The organism is Catenuloplanes nepalensis (genome assembly GCF_030811575.1).
In the GTDB taxonomy this organism is placed as follows: domain Bacteria; phylum Actinomycetota; class Actinomycetes; order Mycobacteriales; family Micromonosporaceae; genus Catenuloplanes; species Catenuloplanes nepalensis.
In genome coordinates this window covers 2,617,794-2,636,145 of the sequence record NZ_JAUSRA010000001.1, presented here as the reverse complement: position 1 = coordinate 2,636,145, position 18,352 = coordinate 2,617,794, and the positions used below count along the sequence as shown (strand labels likewise).

The 18,352-nt window shown below is 66.6% G+C and carries 13 protein-coding genes and 2 pseudogenes; 2 read left to right on the top strand and 13 right to left on the bottom strand.

The features are described 5' to 3' along the window. Nucleotides 1-29: 29 nt before the first annotated feature. Nucleotides 30-377, bottom strand: a complete 348-nt coding sequence (locus tag J2S43_RS11040; protein WP_306828791.1) for an SCO3933 family regulatory protein — start codon at nt 375-377, stop codon at nt 30-32. A 159-nt stretch (nt 378-536) separates the two neighbouring features. Between J2S43_RS11040 and J2S43_RS11035 the strand changes: the two genes are divergently transcribed. Further along, a complete protein-coding gene (locus J2S43_RS11035; RefSeq protein WP_306828790.1) occupies nt 537-1,103 on the top strand; it encodes a GntR family transcriptional regulator in 567 nt (188 codons plus the stop codon). Between the two features lie 512 nt (nt 1,104-1,615). Here the strand turns inward: J2S43_RS11035 and J2S43_RS11030 are convergent. The 8 genes and pseudogenes from J2S43_RS11030 to J2S43_RS10995 form a co-directional block, all read right to left on the bottom strand. Further along, on the bottom strand, nt 1,616-1,924 hold the full coding sequence (locus tag J2S43_RS11030) for a hypothetical protein (protein ID WP_306828788.1): 309 nt from the start codon (nt 1,922-1,924) through the stop codon (nt 1,616-1,618). Nucleotides 1,925-2,481: 557 nt separating this feature from the next. Beyond that, nucleotides 2,482-2,955, bottom strand: a complete 474-nt coding sequence (locus J2S43_RS11025) for an NUDIX domain-containing protein (RefSeq protein WP_306828786.1) — start codon at nt 2,953-2,955, stop codon at nt 2,482-2,484. Next, nucleotides 2,952-3,701, bottom strand: coding sequence for a DUF5919 domain-containing protein (locus J2S43_RS11020; RefSeq protein ID WP_306828784.1), 750 nt, complete (start codon nt 3,699-3,701; stop codon nt 2,952-2,954). The genes J2S43_RS11025 and J2S43_RS11020 overlap by 4 nt, the downstream gene beginning before the upstream one ends. Nucleotides 3,702-3,905: 204 nt before the next feature. Continuing rightward, a pseudogene (locus J2S43_RS11015) lies at nt 3,906-5,168 on the bottom strand (tyrosine-type recombinase/integrase). Beyond that, nucleotides 5,158-5,349, bottom strand: a complete 192-nt coding sequence (locus tag J2S43_RS11010; protein ID WP_306828783.1) for a helix-turn-helix domain-containing protein — start codon at nt 5,347-5,349, stop codon at nt 5,158-5,160. The pseudogene J2S43_RS11015 and the gene J2S43_RS11010 overlap by 11 nt, the downstream one beginning before the upstream one ends. Further along, on the bottom strand, nt 5,346-6,707 hold the full coding sequence (locus J2S43_RS11005) for a replication initiator (protein WP_306828782.1): 1,362 nt from the start codon (nt 6,705-6,707) through the stop codon (nt 5,346-5,348). Before J2S43_RS11005 ends, J2S43_RS11010 begins: the two co-directional genes overlap by 4 nt. A gap of 109 nt (nt 6,708-6,816) precedes the next feature. Beyond that, nucleotides 6,817-8,133, bottom strand: a pseudogene (locus J2S43_RS11000) (FtsK/SpoIIIE domain-containing protein); the annotation flags it as partial. A gap of 26 nt (nt 8,134-8,159) precedes the next feature. Continuing rightward, nucleotides 8,160-8,483: a hypothetical protein gene (locus J2S43_RS10995; RefSeq protein WP_306828781.1), complete on the bottom strand. Its 324-nt coding sequence runs from the start codon at nt 8,481-8,483 to the stop codon at nt 8,160-8,162. A gap of 158 nt (nt 8,484-8,641) precedes the next feature. Between J2S43_RS10995 and J2S43_RS10990 the strand changes: the two genes are divergently transcribed. After that, nucleotides 8,642-9,202, top strand: coding sequence for a GntR family transcriptional regulator (locus J2S43_RS10990; RefSeq protein ID WP_306828779.1), 561 nt, complete (start codon nt 8,642-8,644; stop codon nt 9,200-9,202). Between the two features lie 382 nt (nt 9,203-9,584). On the opposite strand, the gene J2S43_RS10985 is transcribed toward J2S43_RS10990, so the two are convergent. The 4 genes from J2S43_RS10985 to J2S43_RS10970 all read right to left on the bottom strand — a co-directional run bounded on the left by J2S43_RS10985 (nt 9,585) and on the right by J2S43_RS10970 (nt 18,313). After that, nucleotides 9,585-9,899, bottom strand: coding sequence for an immunity protein TriTu family protein (locus tag J2S43_RS10985; RefSeq protein WP_306828778.1), 315 nt, complete (start codon nt 9,897-9,899; stop codon nt 9,585-9,587). Beyond that, nucleotides 9,899-10,810 (bottom strand): Hint domain-containing protein, encoded by a 912-nt coding sequence (locus J2S43_RS10980; RefSeq protein WP_306839248.1) that lies wholly within the window; start codon nt 10,808-10,810, stop codon nt 9,899-9,901. The genes J2S43_RS10985 and J2S43_RS10980 overlap by 1 nt, the downstream gene beginning before the upstream one ends. 276 nt (nt 10,811-11,086) lie before the next feature. Beyond that, the gene (gene tnpC, locus J2S43_RS10975) at nt 11,087-12,502 is read right to left on the bottom strand and encodes an IS66 family transposase (RefSeq protein WP_306827493.1); all 1,416 of its coding nucleotides are present in this window, start codon (nt 12,500-12,502) and stop codon (nt 11,087-11,089) included. Between the two features lie 60 nt (nt 12,503-12,562). Then, a complete protein-coding gene (locus J2S43_RS10970; protein ID WP_306828777.1) occupies nt 12,563-18,313 on the bottom strand; it encodes an RHS repeat domain-containing protein in 5,751 nt (1,916 codons plus the stop codon). Nucleotides 18,314-18,352: the final 39 nt, after the last annotated feature.

Here is an 18,352-nt window from a genome sequence, read left to right as displayed (position 1 = left end):
CTGTTCGGGGTTGGCGAGCTGATCGGTGATCAGGTCGGCGAGATCGTCCGGGCCGGCCACGCCGGCACCGTCGTCAACGCGTTGGCCCGGAACAGGTTCCAGGAGCGGCCGTTCTTCTCGCCCGAGATCAGCGTCAGGCCGGTCGCCTTGACCAGTTGTCCCATCGCCAGGCTCTTCGGCACCCCCGGCTCCGGGACGGAGACCCGCAAGACCTGCGGCGTTCCGCCGTCCATCGTGAGCGCGACCGCGACCTCCACCAGCGGCGCGCCGGTGTCGCGGTCGGTGGCGGCGACCCCGTTCGCCTTGTCCTTGAACTGCGGTGCCGGAGCGGTGAGGACGAGCAGGCTTCGGCTGTTGTCGAGTGGTAGCACCATCACAGGTTGTTTCGGCTCCTTGACCACGGAAGCCCCATCGGCAGGGCTTGCCATCCGTGCCGCCAAGGTAGCACGTGCTATCCGTGCGATAACAAGATCCGGGAGCGGATAAGTTTTTAGGCAGAGCTACACGTGCTACCTCGGTAGCGTTAGGATTCGGGCATGACGTATGACCCGACCGACAAACGGGCACTGTTCCAACGCGTCGTCGACGACATCCTCGACCGCATCCGCGCCGGCACCCTGAACCCCGGCGACCGGCTACCGTCGGCCAAAGAGATCTCCGAGGGTTGGGACGTGTCCGCGATGACCGCCCAACGCGCCCTGCGGGAACTACAAGCCCTCGGCCTGTCCTACGGCATGGCCGGCAAAGGCAGCTTCGTGCACCCCGACGCCACCGACCGCATCAAACTCCTCGACGGCCAACCCGTCCGCACCCGCGACGGCATCACCGTCAGCGCCCCGCTCGCCAAATACCTGCGCACCCGCGACACCCTCGCCACCAAAGCCAGCGAATGGCTCGACAACCTTCACGACAAGCCCAAAGCCGCCCAACTCCAAGCCGAAATGCACCTACTCAGCGTCATCCTCGAAGACCAACGCCAACAAGTCGACCAGGCAGAAATCGACCGATACCAGACCGAACTCAACGCCACCGCCGGACCCGACACCCAACCACCCGCCACCGAAACACCGGAAACCGACGACCGACGCCGTACCACGAAATAGAACCCTCCCCAGCAGCGCCGCGGGCTGGCTACAAACTGCTTCACTCTGATCAAGAACGGCCCGGCCACGGCCGGGCCGCGCGCACGCGCTACACCTTCGGCCCGCGCGCACGCACCCGACGAACCACCAGAAGCGCGAAACCGCCACCGCGCAACAACAGATCGTGACGATCCCTCAGTGGATCAGCACCGCAGTGGGTTCCGGGGATCGACGCCACGACGCTACGCGCCGAGGCACCGGACAGGCCGGCCATCGCACCGAGCCGGTCGCTGCTCGATCACGTCGCATCGCCGCCCGCCGGCCACCTTCGGCGCATCGCCAGCAAGACATTGATGAATTTACGGTCATGCCAAGTGCCTGACATCAGCCCTGACATCAACCGGGACGCACAACTACGACCTTCAGCACGCGACGGAGCGACACCAACACGCATGGTGATGGCGCCACTCCGTCGCGAAGTAACCCATTCCGACCGCCACAACAGCAACCGGCATTCAGCTGCCTAGGGAGCGCTACAAGGGAAAGTCGTTATTCCAAGGAGCATCCAACGTCTCGGGGTCGACACCAGCTTCCTGAACCGCCGCATCGACGCCACCTAGTTCATCCACGATTTTCAGGTAGGGCACCCTCATGTCTTCTTCCGCGAAGCAGATGTCCTCGTCGACCAAATGCTTCGGGACTTCAATAGCGGCAATTCTGAATCGGCCATCCGGAAGAGGAAGAACCCAGACCCAGGAGTAGCTGTCGTCGGAGCCGCTCACCCTACGCGCCGAGACATGCGCCTTGCTCATCACCAGGCGGTTCTTAGCTTGAGTCTTCACTTAGCCGCCCCAGAATATCCGCACGATTGGACCTTCGAACGTGTGGACCTGCAGGTGCGGCAACGCACCGTCGGCATTGCTTGCCCCATGGCCCACCACTCTCCCGTCAGCCCCTAGCACGTCGTCCCAATGGTAGGTACCAACCTTCGATCCAAAATACTGTTTCGTCCCAACGCCATCGAATCCGGTAGCGTTTCGGTAGCCCTGTCCTTGGTATACGCCAAGGAACAACTCCTCGGCCTCCGCACGTGACCGAACGTTGATGCTTGTAGCGCCGTTTTCGATTGACCTCGCAGCGCTACTAACGCTTCCACTCGACCACGGAATGCAACCGTTCGTGTTGTGCACCAGCACGGGCGTGGTGCCGGCGAGCACATAGTACGTGTGGGATTTCCACGCCGATCACGCAGCGTGGTCTGCCCGTTCATCCCGTTGACCTGCCCTTTCTCGTCTAATGCGCCCGGCCGAACGGTGGCTGGTGGGTGATTGACGGCAACGGTGACGGCCACCTGGACAGGCGACGGCACACGATGCTGACCCGGTTCGGGTTTTGGGGGCTATCCGAGGTGGGGATGATTGCGGTGTTCGGCGTGGTGTCGGAGGCGGAGCCGGACGGTGTCGTGGATCGGGATGTCGTCGAAGTCGGCGGGGTCGATGAAGCGGACGTCGGTGGATTCGTCGCTGACCGCGATCGTGCCGCCGATGACTCGGCCAAGATAGGTCACGTTGAACTCCTGCCGGACTTCCCCGTCGGCGTACGCGATGACGTGGTGCGGGTCGGTGTAGATGCCCAGCAGCCCGGTGATCTCAATGTTGAGGCCGGTTTCTTCTTTCACCTCGCGGATGACGCACTGGTCGAGTGTTTCGCCGATGTCCATGGTGCCGCCGGGTAGTGCCCAGTTGCCGGAGTCCGCGCGGCGTTGCAGCAGGACGTGGCCGTGGTCGTCGACGACCAGGGCGGAGCCGCCGGGCACGAGGCTGTTGGCCTTGGGTGCGGCCGGGTCGTGGTAGTAGTCGCGGCGGCCGGTCATCGCGGCTGTCCGCCGGGGTACGAGACGGTGGTTTGCCAGATCTGTTCAAACTGGTCGGCGAATGAGGCGAAGATCCCGTACGGCGAGAGTTCGCGCAGGTGCAGGGCCGGGTGTTGGTAGCCGCGTGCGCGGTACAGGTACGGCGTGACGATCATCTGGGAGTCGAAGCGGAACACCGCGTTGTACAGGTGCACGGTGTGCAGGCCGATCTCCACCCCGGCGACCTGGTGGAGGGATTCGCAGACGTTGAGGGCGTTGCGGATGCGGCCGGGCAGGGTGCCGCCGATCTGTTCCAGGGCGTCGCGTTCGGCGACGTGATCGCAGTCGGGGTCGGCGAACGCGAGCCGGATCCGGGCGCCGTCGGTCGCTTTGTCGGCCAGCCGCTGCATGCCGTCGGGGACCAGTTCAAGGATGAACGGGTAGGCGTAGCCGAGCAGGTCGATGCGGCTGGTGGCGTTGGTGAGCAGCGACGTCCACAGGTGCTGCGGTATATCGGCGCGGTGTGCCCAGGCGCTGGCAATTTCGGCGGTGGCTTCGGCTCCGGGAGCGAGGTCCGGTCGGGTTTGCGGCCACAGGTCGGTCTCGGTCTCGCCGAGCAGGTCGGCGACGGCCAGGCGGGTGCGCTGGCGGGGGATCCGGCCGGACAGCCACCGGGTGACAGTCTTGGTGTCCACCCCGACGGCGGCGGCGAGGCCGCCCGGGTCGAGGTTCGCGCGCAGCAGGGCGCTGCGCAGTCGCTGGCTCATACCGGCACGGTAGCGGACACATGAGGGACGCTTGAAGAACGTGGAAACGTCCGCGCAGATGGCGTCAGGGACGTTTCAGTGTCCGGCCGTGGCTCGTAGCTTGTGGTGTAGATGCCCTGCCGGTGGGTGCCACCGGGGTGAGGGACACCTTCGCAGGCTGCACCGGAATTCCGGTGTGCTGGCGCAGGTGTCCCTCACCCCGAATCAATCAGTCGGGGTCGTGATGGTCGGGTCGAGGGCCTGGTTGAGGGCTTCGATGGCGTTGCGGTGCAGGCGGGGCCGGACGTGGGCGTACACGTCGGCGGTGACGTGCAGCCGGGAGTGGCCGAGCAGGTCTTTGATCGTCACGAGTTCGACGCCCTGTTCCAGCAGCAACGTCGCACACGAATGCCGAAGATCATGGAATCGGATGTAGCGGACTTCGGCCAGGTAGCAGAGGGTTTCGTGTTGCCGGTGCAGGTAGGCCGGGTCGAGCGGACGGCCGGTTGACGAGGCGAACACCAGGTCGAGATCGGTCCACTGGTCGCCGACTTCCCTGCGGTCGAGGTCTTGCCGCTGCCGGTAGCGCTTCAACGCGGCGATACAGGCGGCCGGGAGCAGGATCTTGCGTTGTGATGCCTCGGTCTTGGGCGGTTGGAAGCTCACGCCGCCCTTGACGCGGGCGAGGGTTCGCCGCACGGACAGGTGCCCGCTGTCCAGGTCGAGATCGGCCCATTGCAGGCCGAGCAGTTCTCCTCGGCGCAGCCCGGTGCGTAGGGCGAGTTCGAACAGGGTGCCGTGGCGGTGGAATGCGGCGGAGTACAGGTATTTGCGGGCTTCGGTTGCGGTGAACGGCTGGTAGCCGGTGCGGCGTGGGGTGGTCAGCCGCACCGCGGAGGCGACGTTGCGGTGCAGCACTTCTTCGCGGACGGCGTGGGCGAGCGCGGCGGACAGCACCGCGCGGATGTAGCGGATGGTGGCCGGTTGCACCCGATGCTGGCAGCACTTGCCGATCGTGCAGCACCGGGGCCGGCGATCCTTGCGCCGGTGGTGCGGGTCGCGGCGGGCATCCCAGCCACGGGCTCAGCACTGACACACCGCGGCAGTGCCGTCGAGGAACGTGCGGACCTCAGCAACGGACAGCGCGTGCAGCGGGCGGTGGCCGAGTCCGGGGATGAGGAATGTCCGCACGTAGGTGTCGTAGTTGGTGTAGGTGGTCGGCCGGACCCGGTGCACGGCCACGGTGGTCAGCCAGTGCAGCAGGTAATCACCGACGGTCATGCTCGGGTTGACCGGGACGGGTCGGCCGTGGTGGGAGTCGGCGAGTTTCTCGGTCAGCTTGTCGGCGGCCTGTTTACGGGTGGCGCCATAGACACGGACCCGTTTACTGGCGCCTTCGGCGGTTAGGACATAGCCGGCGCCTTCCCACCGGCCGTCAGCGCGCTGGTAGATGGTTCCTTCGCCGTTGGCGCGTTTCTTACCGGCCATGACCGGTCACCTCCCGGTCCAGGTCGTGCAGGTAGGCGGTCAGGGCGGAGGCGGGGATGCGACGGCACCGGCCGATGCGCACCGACCGCAACCGGCGGGTGCGGATGAGCTGGTAGACGGTGTGTTTGGAGACTTGCAGCCGGGCCATCACCTGCCCGACGGTGAGCAGATCTGTGCTCATGCCGCACCTGCCTTGGCGCCACGGCCGGTGTAGCGCCAGTCCCCGACGACCAGGACGGCTGCCGGGTCGAGGCCGAGCCCGGCCGCTCGCTGCCCGTGGGTCCAGTGGCGACGCTCGGCACGCAGCGCCGTGAACGTGGTGGAGTAGGCACGCGACGTGGTGGCGAAGTGGCCCCGGAACCCGAACGTGTGCGCGTGCCGGCGCAGCCGCAGACTGGCGAACGCGGGTTGCCCGCCGAGCCACCAGCACGTCTCGACGAGCCGTCGGGCATGATCGCCCAGTTCCCGAAGGTCGACGCCGGGTCGCCGTCCGGTTCCCGAGCAGCGACGACACAGCAGGCGCCCGGCGCCCCGGTCACGAACGGGATGGGCGCCGTGGCCGTCGCAGACGCGGCAGAAGATCGGGCCGAGATCGATTCCCGCGACCTCCGCGGCCTTGGTGGCGTACTTGGCCACATAGCGGGCCACCACGATCTCCGACAAGCCACCATCAACGGCGATCGGCCGGATGTCGAACTGCCGGCCCCACCGCAACGACCGCGCCGCGACCCGACGACCACCAGGAACACCGACCATGACCCGGCGGACGGCGATCCGGAGTGCACGCTCCAACACCGTGACAGTGGCCCAGAGCGGCGGCGGTGAAGCGGGACCGTCGGGGCCGTCCAGGCGGACCACGGCGTGCAGGTGGACCACGCCGCGGGCTTGGAACTCAGCGACCTTGGCGAACACCATCCGCACCTGCGACGCCGCGACATCGCGGGGCAGACCGGCGGTGGTGACCAGCGCCCGCCGGGACTGCTGGACGAACCGCGCCCACAACCGCCCGGTGTGGGCGTTGAACAACACCTGACCGGTGTAGTCGTAACCGCCGGGATCCAGCGAGGTACCGATCAGCGGGTCACCGGCCGGATGCCAGCGACCACACCCACGACGGACCGAGACGCGTCGGGCGCGGGGATGGCAGGCCCTCGGTTGGCCGTGCCGATCCGGGCCGAGGTGGACCGGCCCGAACGACGGCGCCGTCAAGGTTATGAACAGCCTCGGCCGTCCGGCGACGCCGGCAGGGGTGTCCTTGCCACCGTGCAGACCGGCGGCGATCAGGTGGTAGGCGTCGAGCTTGTACAACGCCGCGCACGGTGGACACACCGACACGCGGCGGCTCCGACACCGCAGCACCACGCTGCTCCGGGTGTCCGGGTCGTCGAGGATCCGGCCGGTGCCGCGTTCGACGAGCACGACCCGGCCGGTCACGGTGATCGGGTGCTGGCAGGCGCCGACGCGGTGTTGCAGGTCGGCGGACTCGGCGAGCCGGACAAGCCAGCCCGCCTCCGCGTGGTCGGGGGTGGCTGACATCATCGGGGGTGGTTCCTTCTCACTGCTGGGACAGGGACTGGACCCGGGCAGCGCGGCGGAGTGTTCTTGGCGGAATGAGCCGCCGCTCTGCCCGGGAATCCGCGCAGGTTCAGGCATCTGCCCTCACCTCGCACGCGGTCAACAGACCGATCGGGTCACGGACCAGATCCGCCGTCTGGGCGGCGATCCGATCGGCGACAGCGTCCGGCACGTACGGCGTGCGGACCAGGGTGAACCCGGGCCGGCCCTCGGCGACCATCGACGCCACCCCGACATAGGCCGGGTCCTGCAACCGGCGGGGATGCTCATCCGGGAACCCGCTGATGTCCGAGCCGAGCGCCGCTGTGGCCGCCTCCGAGGTGCGCTGCGCGAAGGACACCGCCACCTGGCAGTTGTCCCGGATCCGGGTCGGAATAGCATCACCGGTCGCCTTCTGCGTGGCCAGGACGACCTGAATGCCGACGTTACGGCCCTTACGGATCAACTCCTCGGTCAACCGGGCCGTCTCCCTGGCGAGGGCGTCGAGACGCTTGGACTCGGCGTCGGTGCCCTTGGTCTCGTTCAAGAACGTGTGCGCCTCATCGATCACCACCACGACCAGCGGCCAGAAGGCGGACGGGCCGACGTGCCACATGTTCTTCACCCCGAGCACCGCCCGGATCGTCTGCTGCCGGGCCACCATCAGATCCCGCACCCGCGCGAGGTGGTCCCGCACGAGTTGCGGATCGTCCTTCGCCGACAGCCAGGCGCGGGTGAACAGGTCGTCGTAGTCCGGGCCGCCCTTGCCGTCGATGAGCACGAACTGCACCGCCGCCGACGGAGCCAGCTGGCAGAAGCGGACGTTGAGGAAGCTGGTCTTGCCGTAGCCGGCCAGGCCCGCGACCACGACCCCGGACACTCCGGCGCTGCGGATGGTGACCGGCTGCCCGTCGGCGTCGATCCCAGCCGCCCACACCGCCGGGTCACCGGACATGTCCGTCCACGTCGATGGTTCGGTGAGCGGGTCGGACAGCAAGGCGCGCAGCCTCACCCGGCCCGGCTGGGTCTGCTCCACCCGGACCAGCGGCACCCGCCACACATCGGCCAGATGCCCAGCAGCGTCGGTGAATTCCTTGAGCCCAAGCCGGCCGACGGTGGACGCGTCGACGCGCACGCCCCACCGCTCGCGGTGGACGGTGATCGCCGGTAACAGTTCCCGGGTGATCACGGTCGTGCATGGGGTCGAGGACCAGATCGGCGGTCGGCGCCGCTCGATCTGCACAAGGCCCACCCGGCGGGCGGTCCGCCGCCACGTGTACTTGATCCGCCACGCCGCCCGCAGCACCGGCCGCGCCTGCTTGCCAGCCGCCACGTAGCGGACGACGTGCGCGCCGAGCCACACGAGTGCGGCCATGGCGGCGACTGCCAGCACGACGGCCGGCACCATCATGAGGGAGTTCAGGCCGGGAGGTTCGATCATCCGGCCTTCACCCCCGTCAACGACTCGGCCCGGAAGATCTGCCAGGCCCGGCCGTTCTTCTCCCCCGCGATGAACGTCAACCCGGCCGCCCGGACCATCTGCCCCACGGCGAGGTCCTTGGGTATGGAGGGCTGCGGCACCGACACCCGCAACACCTGCGGCTGCCCACCCTCCACCGTCAACGCGAGGGGTACCTCCGCCAGCGGTGCGCCCGTGACCCGGTCGGTCGCGGCGACACCGTTGGCCTTGTCCTTGAACTGCGGCACCGGCAAACCCAGCACCAGCAGCATCCGGCTGCCATCAATCGGCAACACCAGCATGTTGTTGCTCCCTTGACTTGCGGTCCACGCCACCACGGCGTGCGTCCCGTGCGTCTAAGGTGTCACGTGACACCCGTGGCAGTCAAGAGGGTTGATGGCATGAGTGTCATGTGACACCCGTCTCGCCTGATCAGCCCGTGACGACTAAGATTCCGGGCATGGCCCACGACCCCGACGACAAACGAGCCCTGTTCCAACAGGTCGTCGACGACATCCTCGACCAGATCCGCGACGGACGCCTCAACCCCAACGACCCCCTACCGTCCGCCCGCAAAATGGCCGACGTGTACGGCGTGGCCTCCATGACCGCCCAACGGGCGCTGCGCGAGCTGCAAAACCGGCGCATCACCTACGCCGTCGCCGGCAAAGGCACCTTCGTGCACCCCGACGCCTTCGACCTCCTGCGCGGCGGAGTCCTACAGGAGCCGATCGACGACCCCGAACTCAGGCGCCGGGTCACCGCCTACCTCGCCGACCAGCAGGCCATCACCATCCGCTACCACCAGGCCCGCACCCTCGACGAGAAAAACGCCGCCTTGCAAGACCTCCTCGGCCACGCCGACACCCACGGTTCGCTCATCGACGAAGTGATCAAATACCAGGCCGACCACGGCAACTTCGCCAAGCCACCCGCCATCGCAGCCGTCACCAGCGACGACAAGCCGCCGGCCGCGCCAACCAAACGGCGCAGCAGCCGCACCCGCGAACCCAAGCAGTAACCCGGCTCGACAAGGCTGGTTCAAAACTGCTCTACATAATCAAGACGGCCCGGCGGAGCCGGGCCGCGCGCACGCGCTACAGACCTACGGCCCCGCGCGCACGCCCGCCAACACCAAGCCGCCAACCATAGGCAAGGGTGACGGTGAAGTGCCGCAGCGCGACGAGAGAGCTGCGCATGTAGCGCCTTACTGGCGTGTACCTTGACGCACCGTCCGCCCAGCTCGCACCGAACCTCAGTCAATCGATGATCTTAGATCGATAGATCGCATTGACGGCAGCCGTGACGGCAACGCGGGCCGACAACTGCGCACCCCAACACACAACAGCGGACGAGTCCTTACGGAGCGTGACCCGCCCGCCGCCCGTGATAAGTATTTAGGATCAGGCCGTCGAGCCATCCAGCAGCCATGACCTAACACGATCAAAAAGCTCGGTCAGCGATGATTCACCATCAACTTGGCAGTGCTCTGACACAATCTGACCGCTCGCCACCTCAGCCAAATCCATCTCCGACTGACCGTCTGCCCACAAAACGACCTGACTCATCCGCGATGCACCTTCCACAATCCAGCTGATCGAACGCGGATTGCGATCTTCTGGCGACAATTCAACTTTCGATTCGAACGCATGCTCAGTCAAACTCAGTTCGGCACGGTTAATCAAATATATGGCATCTTTCAGCAGGTCAGCACCCATCAGCATCCTCCCTTGGCGATGTTGGAGACGCCCGGGAGTTGATACGGAACGCCACCCTTCTTGACCGCAAGCCGCGAATGCAGGGTGTCCGCATCCGACATCTTATAGTCTCCCGGCCTGCCTCCTGGAATCAGCGAGGAACGCGGGACATCAAACTCAGCGTATACAGACCCCGGACGAGCCGACCGATAAGCATCGGGATTGGCGGGATGCACGACATAGGTGTAGCCACCACCGCCTCGCTGCACCACTCCCGTACGAGACATCTCATCAAACTCACCTTGAGACATCCAGCGCCCAACACGAACCAGATCGTCGCCACCGTCGTTGTGCACCAGCACCGGGGTGTTGCCGGCGAGCACATAGTACGTGTGGAGGTCATCGACGGTGAGGTCGTAGGCTGCCGCTCCGAAGGAGAACCCGTACTCGATGTCTTCGAGGATGGCGGGACGGCCACTCGGAGTTAGGAGGGCGTCGCCGACATCGAGTTCGTCCATCCTCTGCCATTGGTGGTCGCTGGCGTTCCAGGCGGGGTGATCCTCCGTGGTCTTGAGGGTCTCGCCGTCGATTCGCACTAGAACGAGGTCATCGCGGTGAGGCCACAGATGCGTGACCTTCCGGGCGCCGCTTTCCCCAGTTTCGGGGTCGCTCGCAGCAACCTCGTCTCCGACCTCGATGTCCGCGATTTCTTTCGAGGTTCCGTCTGCCATGAGGACCCGGGTGTCGCCGCTGAAGCTGCAGAAAAGCTTTGCGGCGGCGCCTGCGGCGGTTAGACCGGCGCCTCCCGCGATGCCCACCTCGGCAGTGATCAGGCCCGTCGAGATGGCACTTCCCGTGGCGGCGAATTCGGCCGCTTCGACAACGATGGCCGCCGCTCCACTAACGCAGGCCACAATCGCCGCGCCACACACCAACGATCCTAGAATAACGCTTGTAGCTAGGGCAGTCTCAGCAAGACTTGGCGGCTCCCTAACTAGGTTATTTGAAATGCAATATTCATATGTGCCACCAAGACCGTGCTGGCAGAGCCATTCCCAATTTCCGGAACTTATTCTAGCCCAGTTGAATGCCTCGTTCCAGGTCAGACGATCCGACCCTTCATACATAATATCCTCGTGACTGGATAGGTGGCTGATTTGGGCACGCGGCGGCCCCGGGCCACGTTACGGGCCGGTGGTGGTTGCCGGTCAGGCCGGGGTGGGGATCCAGGGGTTGCCGGTGGTGGCCTGGATGAGGGCGTCGAGGGTGTCGATGCCTTGCCGGGCGGCGGTGGCGGTGTAGCTGCGGATCGCGGCGAAGTGTTCGGCGCCGGTCGTGGTGCGCATGCTGCCGGAGACCTTGACACGTAGTTTCGGCATACGGATCGTCTGCTCCGCCCGGTTGTTGTCAAACGGGACGGCGGGGTCGGTGACGAAGCGCAGGTAGTCGTCGCGGCGGTTGCGGAGCCGGACGAACAGGGCGTGGTATTTGCGTTCGAGTTTGCTGGCCCGCGTGGCGGTGGCCGCGACGCCGAGGACGACTGCGCTGTGCAGGACGTGCTGGTAGAAGGCGAGCTTCTCCGGGTCGGGGATCCGCTCGGTGGCGTCGGCGGTGAGCCGGTTCAGCCGGCGCAGCGCGGTGGCCGCCTGCTCGGCGTGCTCGGCGACCGGACCGGTAGCGGTGTCGGTGACGTAGATCAGCTCACGCAACGCGTGCGCGTTGCACAGGGCGTGGCTCATGTGCGTGTAGGTGTCGTACGGCGCCCACGCGTCGTGCACCGCGACCCCGGTGAACGTCGGCAGCACCCCGATCGCGTCCATCGCTTTCGTGCCGCGTGTGGTGTGCACCGCGAGGAGCACATCCGTGGGAGTGGACGCCGAGTGCAGCCACGCCAGGCGGCCGGCGACCCGCATCCCGGTCTCGTCGAAATTCGCGACCGGTGCGTTGATGATCCGCCCAGCGATCACCGGTAACACCGTGTCGATGATGCCCAGCGCGGTGCGTTTCACCCAGCCGGCCACCGTGCCGGCGGCGACCGGCGCCCCGAACAGGTCCTTGAGCGCGGCGGCGGTCCGCGACACCGACAGGAACTGCCCGTGCAGCAGATACACCCCGATCCCGGCCAGCCGAGGCCCGTACACCATCGGTGCCGTCGCTTCCGGTGGTGCGGGCGCGGTGGTGTGGTGCCCACACCGGCATTTGACGGTGATCATCTGATGCTCGGTCACCTGCGGTGTCACCGGTGGCACATCGACCACCTGCCGCCAGAACATATCGACCTCGTCCGCGCCGGCCAGGCTATCCCCGCACCCGCCGCACACCGCGGGCACGTGCCGGACCACATCCGCATCCGCGAAGCGTTGCAAAGTGACCCCGTCTTGGCCTTTCGGCCGTCCCGGACCCTGACCCGACCGCGGCCGCAACGACTTCGGCGACGGCTTCGCCAACCCGTCCGACGAGGGAGGCTTCGACGAGTTCGACGACGACTGCTTCAACCGAGCCTCAAGCTCCGCGATCCGGCCCATCGCCTGCTCCAGCCGAGCCGTCACGTCCGCCACCATCGCCCGCAACACCACGTTCTCCGCAAGGAGATCGTCATACGACGGCGACGGCAGGTCAGACACGACCCATGAACCTACCAGCCTCTACATCGGACCTCGCTGCCGCCCGGACTACCTATCCAGTTACATATCCTCAAGGATGTATCCGCGCTCCCAATCCTCAAGATTCTCAAGCGGCACCTCCGCTTCCCAGTAGTCTTGGATGATTGGAGTAGGAGAAGAGACCGGAGCGGGACCTGATGCATTTCCAGCACAGCACGGGTCGAAGTAATCAGTGCGGAGGCCGGTGGGGTCGGATGATGTGATGGGGCTGTTGTTGGCGTAGGCGTAGCCGTTCCACTGCTGTGGATCGGCCAGGTCCATGATCGGGTCGACCGATACGAAGCGGCCGAGGCCCGCGTCGTACTCTCGTGCGCCGATGTGGATCAGGCCCGTGCGGTCTTTGTCTCCGCCGACGAACGTCTTCTCGTTCGGCCAGGTCACCGGTGTTCCCCGGTCGGCGCCGTACGGCGTCTGGCGGCGGACGGTCACGGCGTGGCTGATCGAGTTGATGGTGAGGTTTTGGGTGTTGTGGTGGTCGTTGTAAACCCAGGACAGGCTGTCGATTGCGGTGCCGGTGCGGGAGGCGACGACGGATCCGGCGAAGGTGTAGTAGCGGGTGGCGGTACTGGTGGTCGCGCCGGTCGCCCGGCGGACCTCCATGCCGGGCAGGTAGAGGGTGATGCCGGTGGAATCGCGTCGGATCAGACGGTTGCCGTCGGGGCCGTAGACGTAGGTGTGGGTGTCGCTGTTCTCGACGGTCTTGGCGAGGTGGCCTTCCGCGTCCCAGGTGAGAGTCTGATTGGCGGAGGTTCCGTACCGGCTGACGGTGTTGCCGGCGCTGTCGTAGGTGAAGGGGCGGGTGACTGGTGCCGCGCCGGGAGCGGCCGTGGTCGTGCTGATCACTGCATGCGGCCGGACCGCGTTCGCGCCGGAGGCCGGGAAACCGTAGGTCGTGACGGTGTCGCCGGTGGGGTTGTGGCTGATCTGCTTGGTGCGGTTGCCGAGATCGTCGATGGTCCAGTCGGTCCAGTACGGAGCCGGGCCACTGAGATTGGCGACGGAGGGTGCGTTCCCGCAGTCGATTTCGGCCTTCGGCGTCCACGCCGATGTCATTCGCCGCAGCGCGTCGTAGGTGAAGCACTGGGTCTCCGCGTCGGCGGTGCCGGGCTTGTCGGAGACAGCGAGGATGTTCCCGGCCGGGTCCTGCTTGTATCTGGTGTCGGCCACCGCGGTGACCGCGTTCTGCAGCTTGACCGTGGTGTCGGTGACCCGGCGGGTGGTGGTGTCGTAGAGGACGTTGTTCTCGATGTAGTCGCCGGTCCCGATCTTCCGCCGGGCAAGTGTGGGCTCACCGTAGGCGGTGTAGAGCTGGTTGACGACGTACGTACCGATGGAGGGCAGGCTCGTCTTGAGCGTGTTCGGCAGACCACTACCTTCATGGAAGGTAGTGGTCACCATTTCGTTGGCGAGGCCACCGGCAGGCGGATACGTGGTGCTGACCTGCTCCCCGTTGTACGGGGAATGGCCGTAGCCGAAGACCCAGGTCGCGCTGACGCCGGTCTCCACGGAGGGAATGACGTAGTTGGCGCTGGTGACCTGGTAGCGGTCGTTGAAGAAGCGCGCCTGCCATTTGTAGGCGGCCGTGGTGCCTCGCGAGTTGCTCGCGTCGTACCTGATGGTCTCCGTCAGCTGGCCCTTGAAGGGGTCGCCGCCGTAGGTTTCGTCGTACTTCCATTCGGCGCGCAGCGCGCCGGTCGCGGAGTCGTCCCGCAGCGCGGTCTTCCGGCCGAGGCTGTCGTAGGTGTGGTGCACGACCTCGCCGGTGCCGTTGGTGACGGCGAGGATCTCGTCGTAGGCGTTGTACGTGGTGGTGGTCGTGCCGGCGTCGGGATCCTTGGCGGTGGTCTGACGGCCCTTGATGTCGTAGGTGTAGATCCACTCGTTCTTGCCGGCGTCGACGACCTTGGCCAGTTGCCCCTTGCGGTTGTGCGTGTACGTCGTGGCGGTGTAGTCGCCCGCGACGCCGGCCGCGGTGGTGTGGGTGCGCAACTCGGTGGTGCGCCCGTAGACGTCGGTGATCGTCGTCGTCGCGGTACCGCCGGGAGGCGGCGTGACGAGGGTGCGGTCGCCCTCGTGCACGGTGGTGGTACGCCACTTCTCGACCTGGTTCGTCTCACCCTCTGGTGCGAGCAGAATGGTGCTGGTAGGTCGGCCGGCCAGGTCGTAGACGGTCTTGTTCACGGCGGGCACGGACCATGGGTGGTCGTACCAGAAGGTTCCGGACGCAGCGCCTAACTTCTGACGTGCGCTGTAGGTTGCCTCGGCCCGGCCCCACTCGTCGTAGAGAGTGTCGGTGACGATGCGCGCGTCGCTGCCGTCGAGTGCCGGCGTCTGCATCTGCCGTTCACGCAGAAGCCCGTCGAGGATGGTGTAGGTGGTGGTGTAGCCACCGGCAGCGTGCAGAACTTCGGACTTGATATATGGGTACGCGGATCGATCCGACGAGTAGTGGTACGAGAAGCGAGCCGCCGGGTCGTCCTTGTGCGCTGCCTTGGTCCAGCCGGTGTCCCATGCCTTGATCACGCGGCCCAGCGCGTCGTAGTCGGTGCTGGTGACCTTCTCGTTGGGGTCGGTGGTGCTGTTGGTGCTGCCCCAATACGGGTTGATCTCGACGCTGCTGGTCCAGCCGAGGTGGTTCGTCGTCGTCACCTTGGTGACGGGCCCGCCCGAAGCCGGGGTGTAGGCGGTCGCGGTGGTGTTGCCCTTGATGTCGGTGGCCGACGTGGCCCGGCCGAACGTGTCGAAGAGCGCGGTGCTGACGGTCTCGAATTCGGTACCGCTGGCCTTGGTCCAGTCCTTGAGCTGCTCGACCTTGGTGACATCGCCGACCACCGGCACGGCGTCGACGCTCGTCGCCTTGTCGTAATAGGTCCGGGTGTCGCTGACGATGTCGTCCGCGCTCGCCGGCGCGGCACCGCACGGCAGCGCGGTGGAGACGACTCGCTTGGGCAGGCTGACGAGGTTCTTGGCGATGTTGCGGTTGTAGGTGTTCGTGACACACTTCTCGTCACCGCTGACCGCGAGGTCTCCGTCGTCCTGCACGGAGACGGTCGTGCCGTACACGGGATCTGTGGTGGTCTGGGTGCGGGTGGTGCGCCAGCCGCGTGAACCGTCGACGCCCAGTGCGGTGGCCGTGTAACTGGCGGCGGTACCGACGTATCGTGCGGTGACCGTATCCCCGTTGATGGTGCGGGATGCGGTCGGCGGGGACTGCCACGGCACGTCGACGTTCTTGGAGATGGGCTTGTCGATCGAGCCGTTGTAGGTGACGGTCTCGCGCGTCATGCCGGCGAACGCGTCCTCGTCGTAGACGGTCTCCGAACCGAGCGAGGCGTTGACGATGACCGTACGGGTGCCGCCGGTCATGGACGCGCGGTCGCCGTGCATGCCACGTAGGAACGTGGTCCGGGTCAGCGTCTTGACGTTTCCGGCCCCGACCCTGGTCGCCACGGTGGCGTACCCGCGCCACTGGTTCCAGGTCTTGCGGTTGCTCCTGACCAGCCCGTTGTCGTCGGCGAAGTGCCAGGCGGGACTGCCCTCGTACTCGTAGCTGGTGACCATCGGCGGCGACTGGGCGCCGTTCTCGAGCTGGAGGTCGGTCTCGGTGATGGAGGTGACCACGTACTTGTGCCACCACTCGACCATGTCGTACCCAGGCCTGGCCGGATCCGGGCCGAGCACCGGGTAGCAGCGCATACCGTTGGTCGGATAGGTGGCCGGCAGGTTCGACGCGGTGCATTCCGGCAGCGAGTAGGTCACGTGCGTGGTCGCGCCGGTCTCGTTGATCACCTTCGACAGCCGCTGCCAGCTGTTGGTGGTGTTCGTCTTCGTCAGAACACGGTTCGGCATCGGCTCCGGCTCGAACGTGACCGGCGGGAGCGCGATGCTGCCGCCGACCAGGCCGGTCTTGACGATCGAGGACAGCCACAGGCCGGCTGCGCCGCCATCGCCCGGTGACGGGAAGCTATGGGTGAGTGCCCAGGACGCCACGTCCTGCCAACCGGCGCCACCCGCCTTGGCCGGGTCCCAGACGCGGGTAGTCACCTTGCTGAGCCGCTTGGTCGACCAGAAGGTCGGTGAGTAGGTGGTGCACTCGGTGGCCGAGGTGACACACTCCTGGTCCCACGGCACGTCCGGCCAGTTCTCGCCGTCGTGGGCGGAGCAGGCCGCGGTGATGCATCGGTCGGCCGCGTCGAAGTCGATCTGTGCACGTGCGGCCGTCGAGCGGTCGTTCGCGCCCCGGTCCCAGGTGCCGTAGTCGATCCGGTCGAGCGTGCCGCCCCGCACGTAGTCGACGTTCTCGGTGTCGGTGCCGCGGGTGGCGTACTGGTTGAGCTCCTTGGTGTACCAGTACGAGGTGGTATTGCCGTGGATATCCACGACATAGTCGAGATTCCACCGATACGCCTGGTCACAGACGGAATCGGCGAAGCCGGTCTGATGGCACGGCTCACCGGCGTGGTTGCCGTAAACGGGCACGGTCCAGGCGGAGCTCGTTCCGGCGTTCTGCCCGGGAAGGTTGTTCAGGCCGAAGTAGTACTGGGTGCCGTCGGTGGAGGTCACTTTCCAGTGCTCGCCGTTGAGTGCGCCGTTCGGCGCACCGGCGAGCTTCTCGATCCGTGAGCCGTCCCTGGATCGGCCGTGCCAGCCCTTGCCTTCCTCGTAAATGAGTTCGGTCGCGGATCCGTTGAGGCTCATCGAGGCGTTGTCGGTGCGCCAGCACATGTCGCCGGTCAGCGTGTCCTTCGTATTGTTCGAGCCGCCTTCGATGTCCTCCCGGCATGGCACGTAGGCGCGTTCGATGAACCCACTGCCGAGCTGGAATCCTTCACCGACCCAGGAGGGCTGGTTGTTGGACGCCGACGAGCGGCCGTCGACGCTCGACGAGGAGTAGGAGATCCCAACGGTTGGCGGCTTGCCGGCCGCGACCGGCGGGCTTTCGACGTTGTAGGACCAGCTGAACGAGCCGGAGTTACCGCCTGCCGTCCACGTCGAGGACGCCGACAGCGAGGTGGCCGCGAAGTCACCTGACGGGCCGGACGGACCGGCCGTGACGGCCAGCAGGGTTCCGGCCGCGGTCGGCACCGGCGCGTTGCCGGCTCGCTGCTCTCGGGTGAGCGCCGCGCCGGTGCCGCCGATCGGTTCGACCATCGCATCGGCGGACACGGTCGACGCGGCCGTGTCATTGACGGTCCGCAACGGGCGGGCGGTGCATCGGCTGCTCTCTGGCGCGGTCAGCGCACACTGCGGCAGCTGCCATACCTGCAGACGCGACGCCCAGTCAGCGCCGTAGGCGTGCTTGAACCCGCTGTAGTCGACCGTGACGGCCGCGGTCCCGGCCGTCGTCGTACCGGCGGCTCCGCCGACGCGAAGAACCACACCGTCGCGCCAAAGCTCCGGCGTCCGCGCGCGGTCGATGACCTCGACCGTGATGTCCTCGGGCAGGCGATCGCCCGCAGCGCCGGCCGCCTTGGCGACGCTGACCGGCAACGCGCCCGCTTTGGCCCGGCCACCGGCACGAATCACCGCTCGGGCGGAGCCCGCCTTCGGCCAGACGACCGGCGGCAGATCCAGCGCGGGGATGGTGCGCTGTGCCGGACGGACGCCGGTTACCTCACCGCCCCGAGTGTCGATCTTGTCGATCTGCCCCCGCAACGGCACCGGCTCGGGCTCGACTGCGACGGCCGGTGGCACGGCGAGCAGCGTGCTCACCAGGACGCCGCCGAGCGTGCCCGCCAGCACCGCCCTCATCCGCTGGATGGTCCTGCTCACGTTGCTCCTCATTCGTCTCACGTCAGCGGTGGGAATGGA

Bases quoted from the DNA above. Each gene is read 5' to 3' on its own strand.
- J2S43_RS11035 (WP_306828790.1), top strand. From the start codon at position 537: ATGACGTATGACCCGACCGACAAACGGGCACTGTTCCAACGCGTCGTC.
- J2S43_RS11025 (WP_306828786.1), bottom strand. From the start codon at position 2,955: ATGACCGGCCGCCGCGACTACTACCACGACCCGGCCGCACCCAAGGCC.
- J2S43_RS11020 (WP_306828784.1), bottom strand. From the start codon at position 3,701: ATGAGCCAGCGACTGCGCAGCGCCCTGCTGCGCGCGAACCTCGACCCG.
- J2S43_RS11010 (WP_306828783.1), bottom strand. From the start codon at position 5,349: ATGAGCACAGATCTGCTCACCGTCGGGCAGGTGATGGCCCGGCTGCAA.
- J2S43_RS11005 (WP_306828782.1), bottom strand. From the start codon at position 6,707: ATGATGTCAGCCACCCCCGACCACGCGGAGGCGGGCTGGCTTGTCCGG.
- J2S43_RS10995 (WP_306828781.1), bottom strand. From the start codon at position 8,483: ATGCTGGTGTTGCCGATTGATGGCAGCCGGATGCTGCTGGTGCTGGGT.
- J2S43_RS10990 (WP_306828779.1), top strand. From the start codon at position 8,642: ATGGCCCACGACCCCGACGACAAACGAGCCCTGTTCCAACAGGTCGTC.
- J2S43_RS10985 (WP_306828778.1), bottom strand. From the start codon at position 9,899: ATGGGTGCTGACCTGCTGAAAGATGCCATATATTTGATTAACCGTGCC.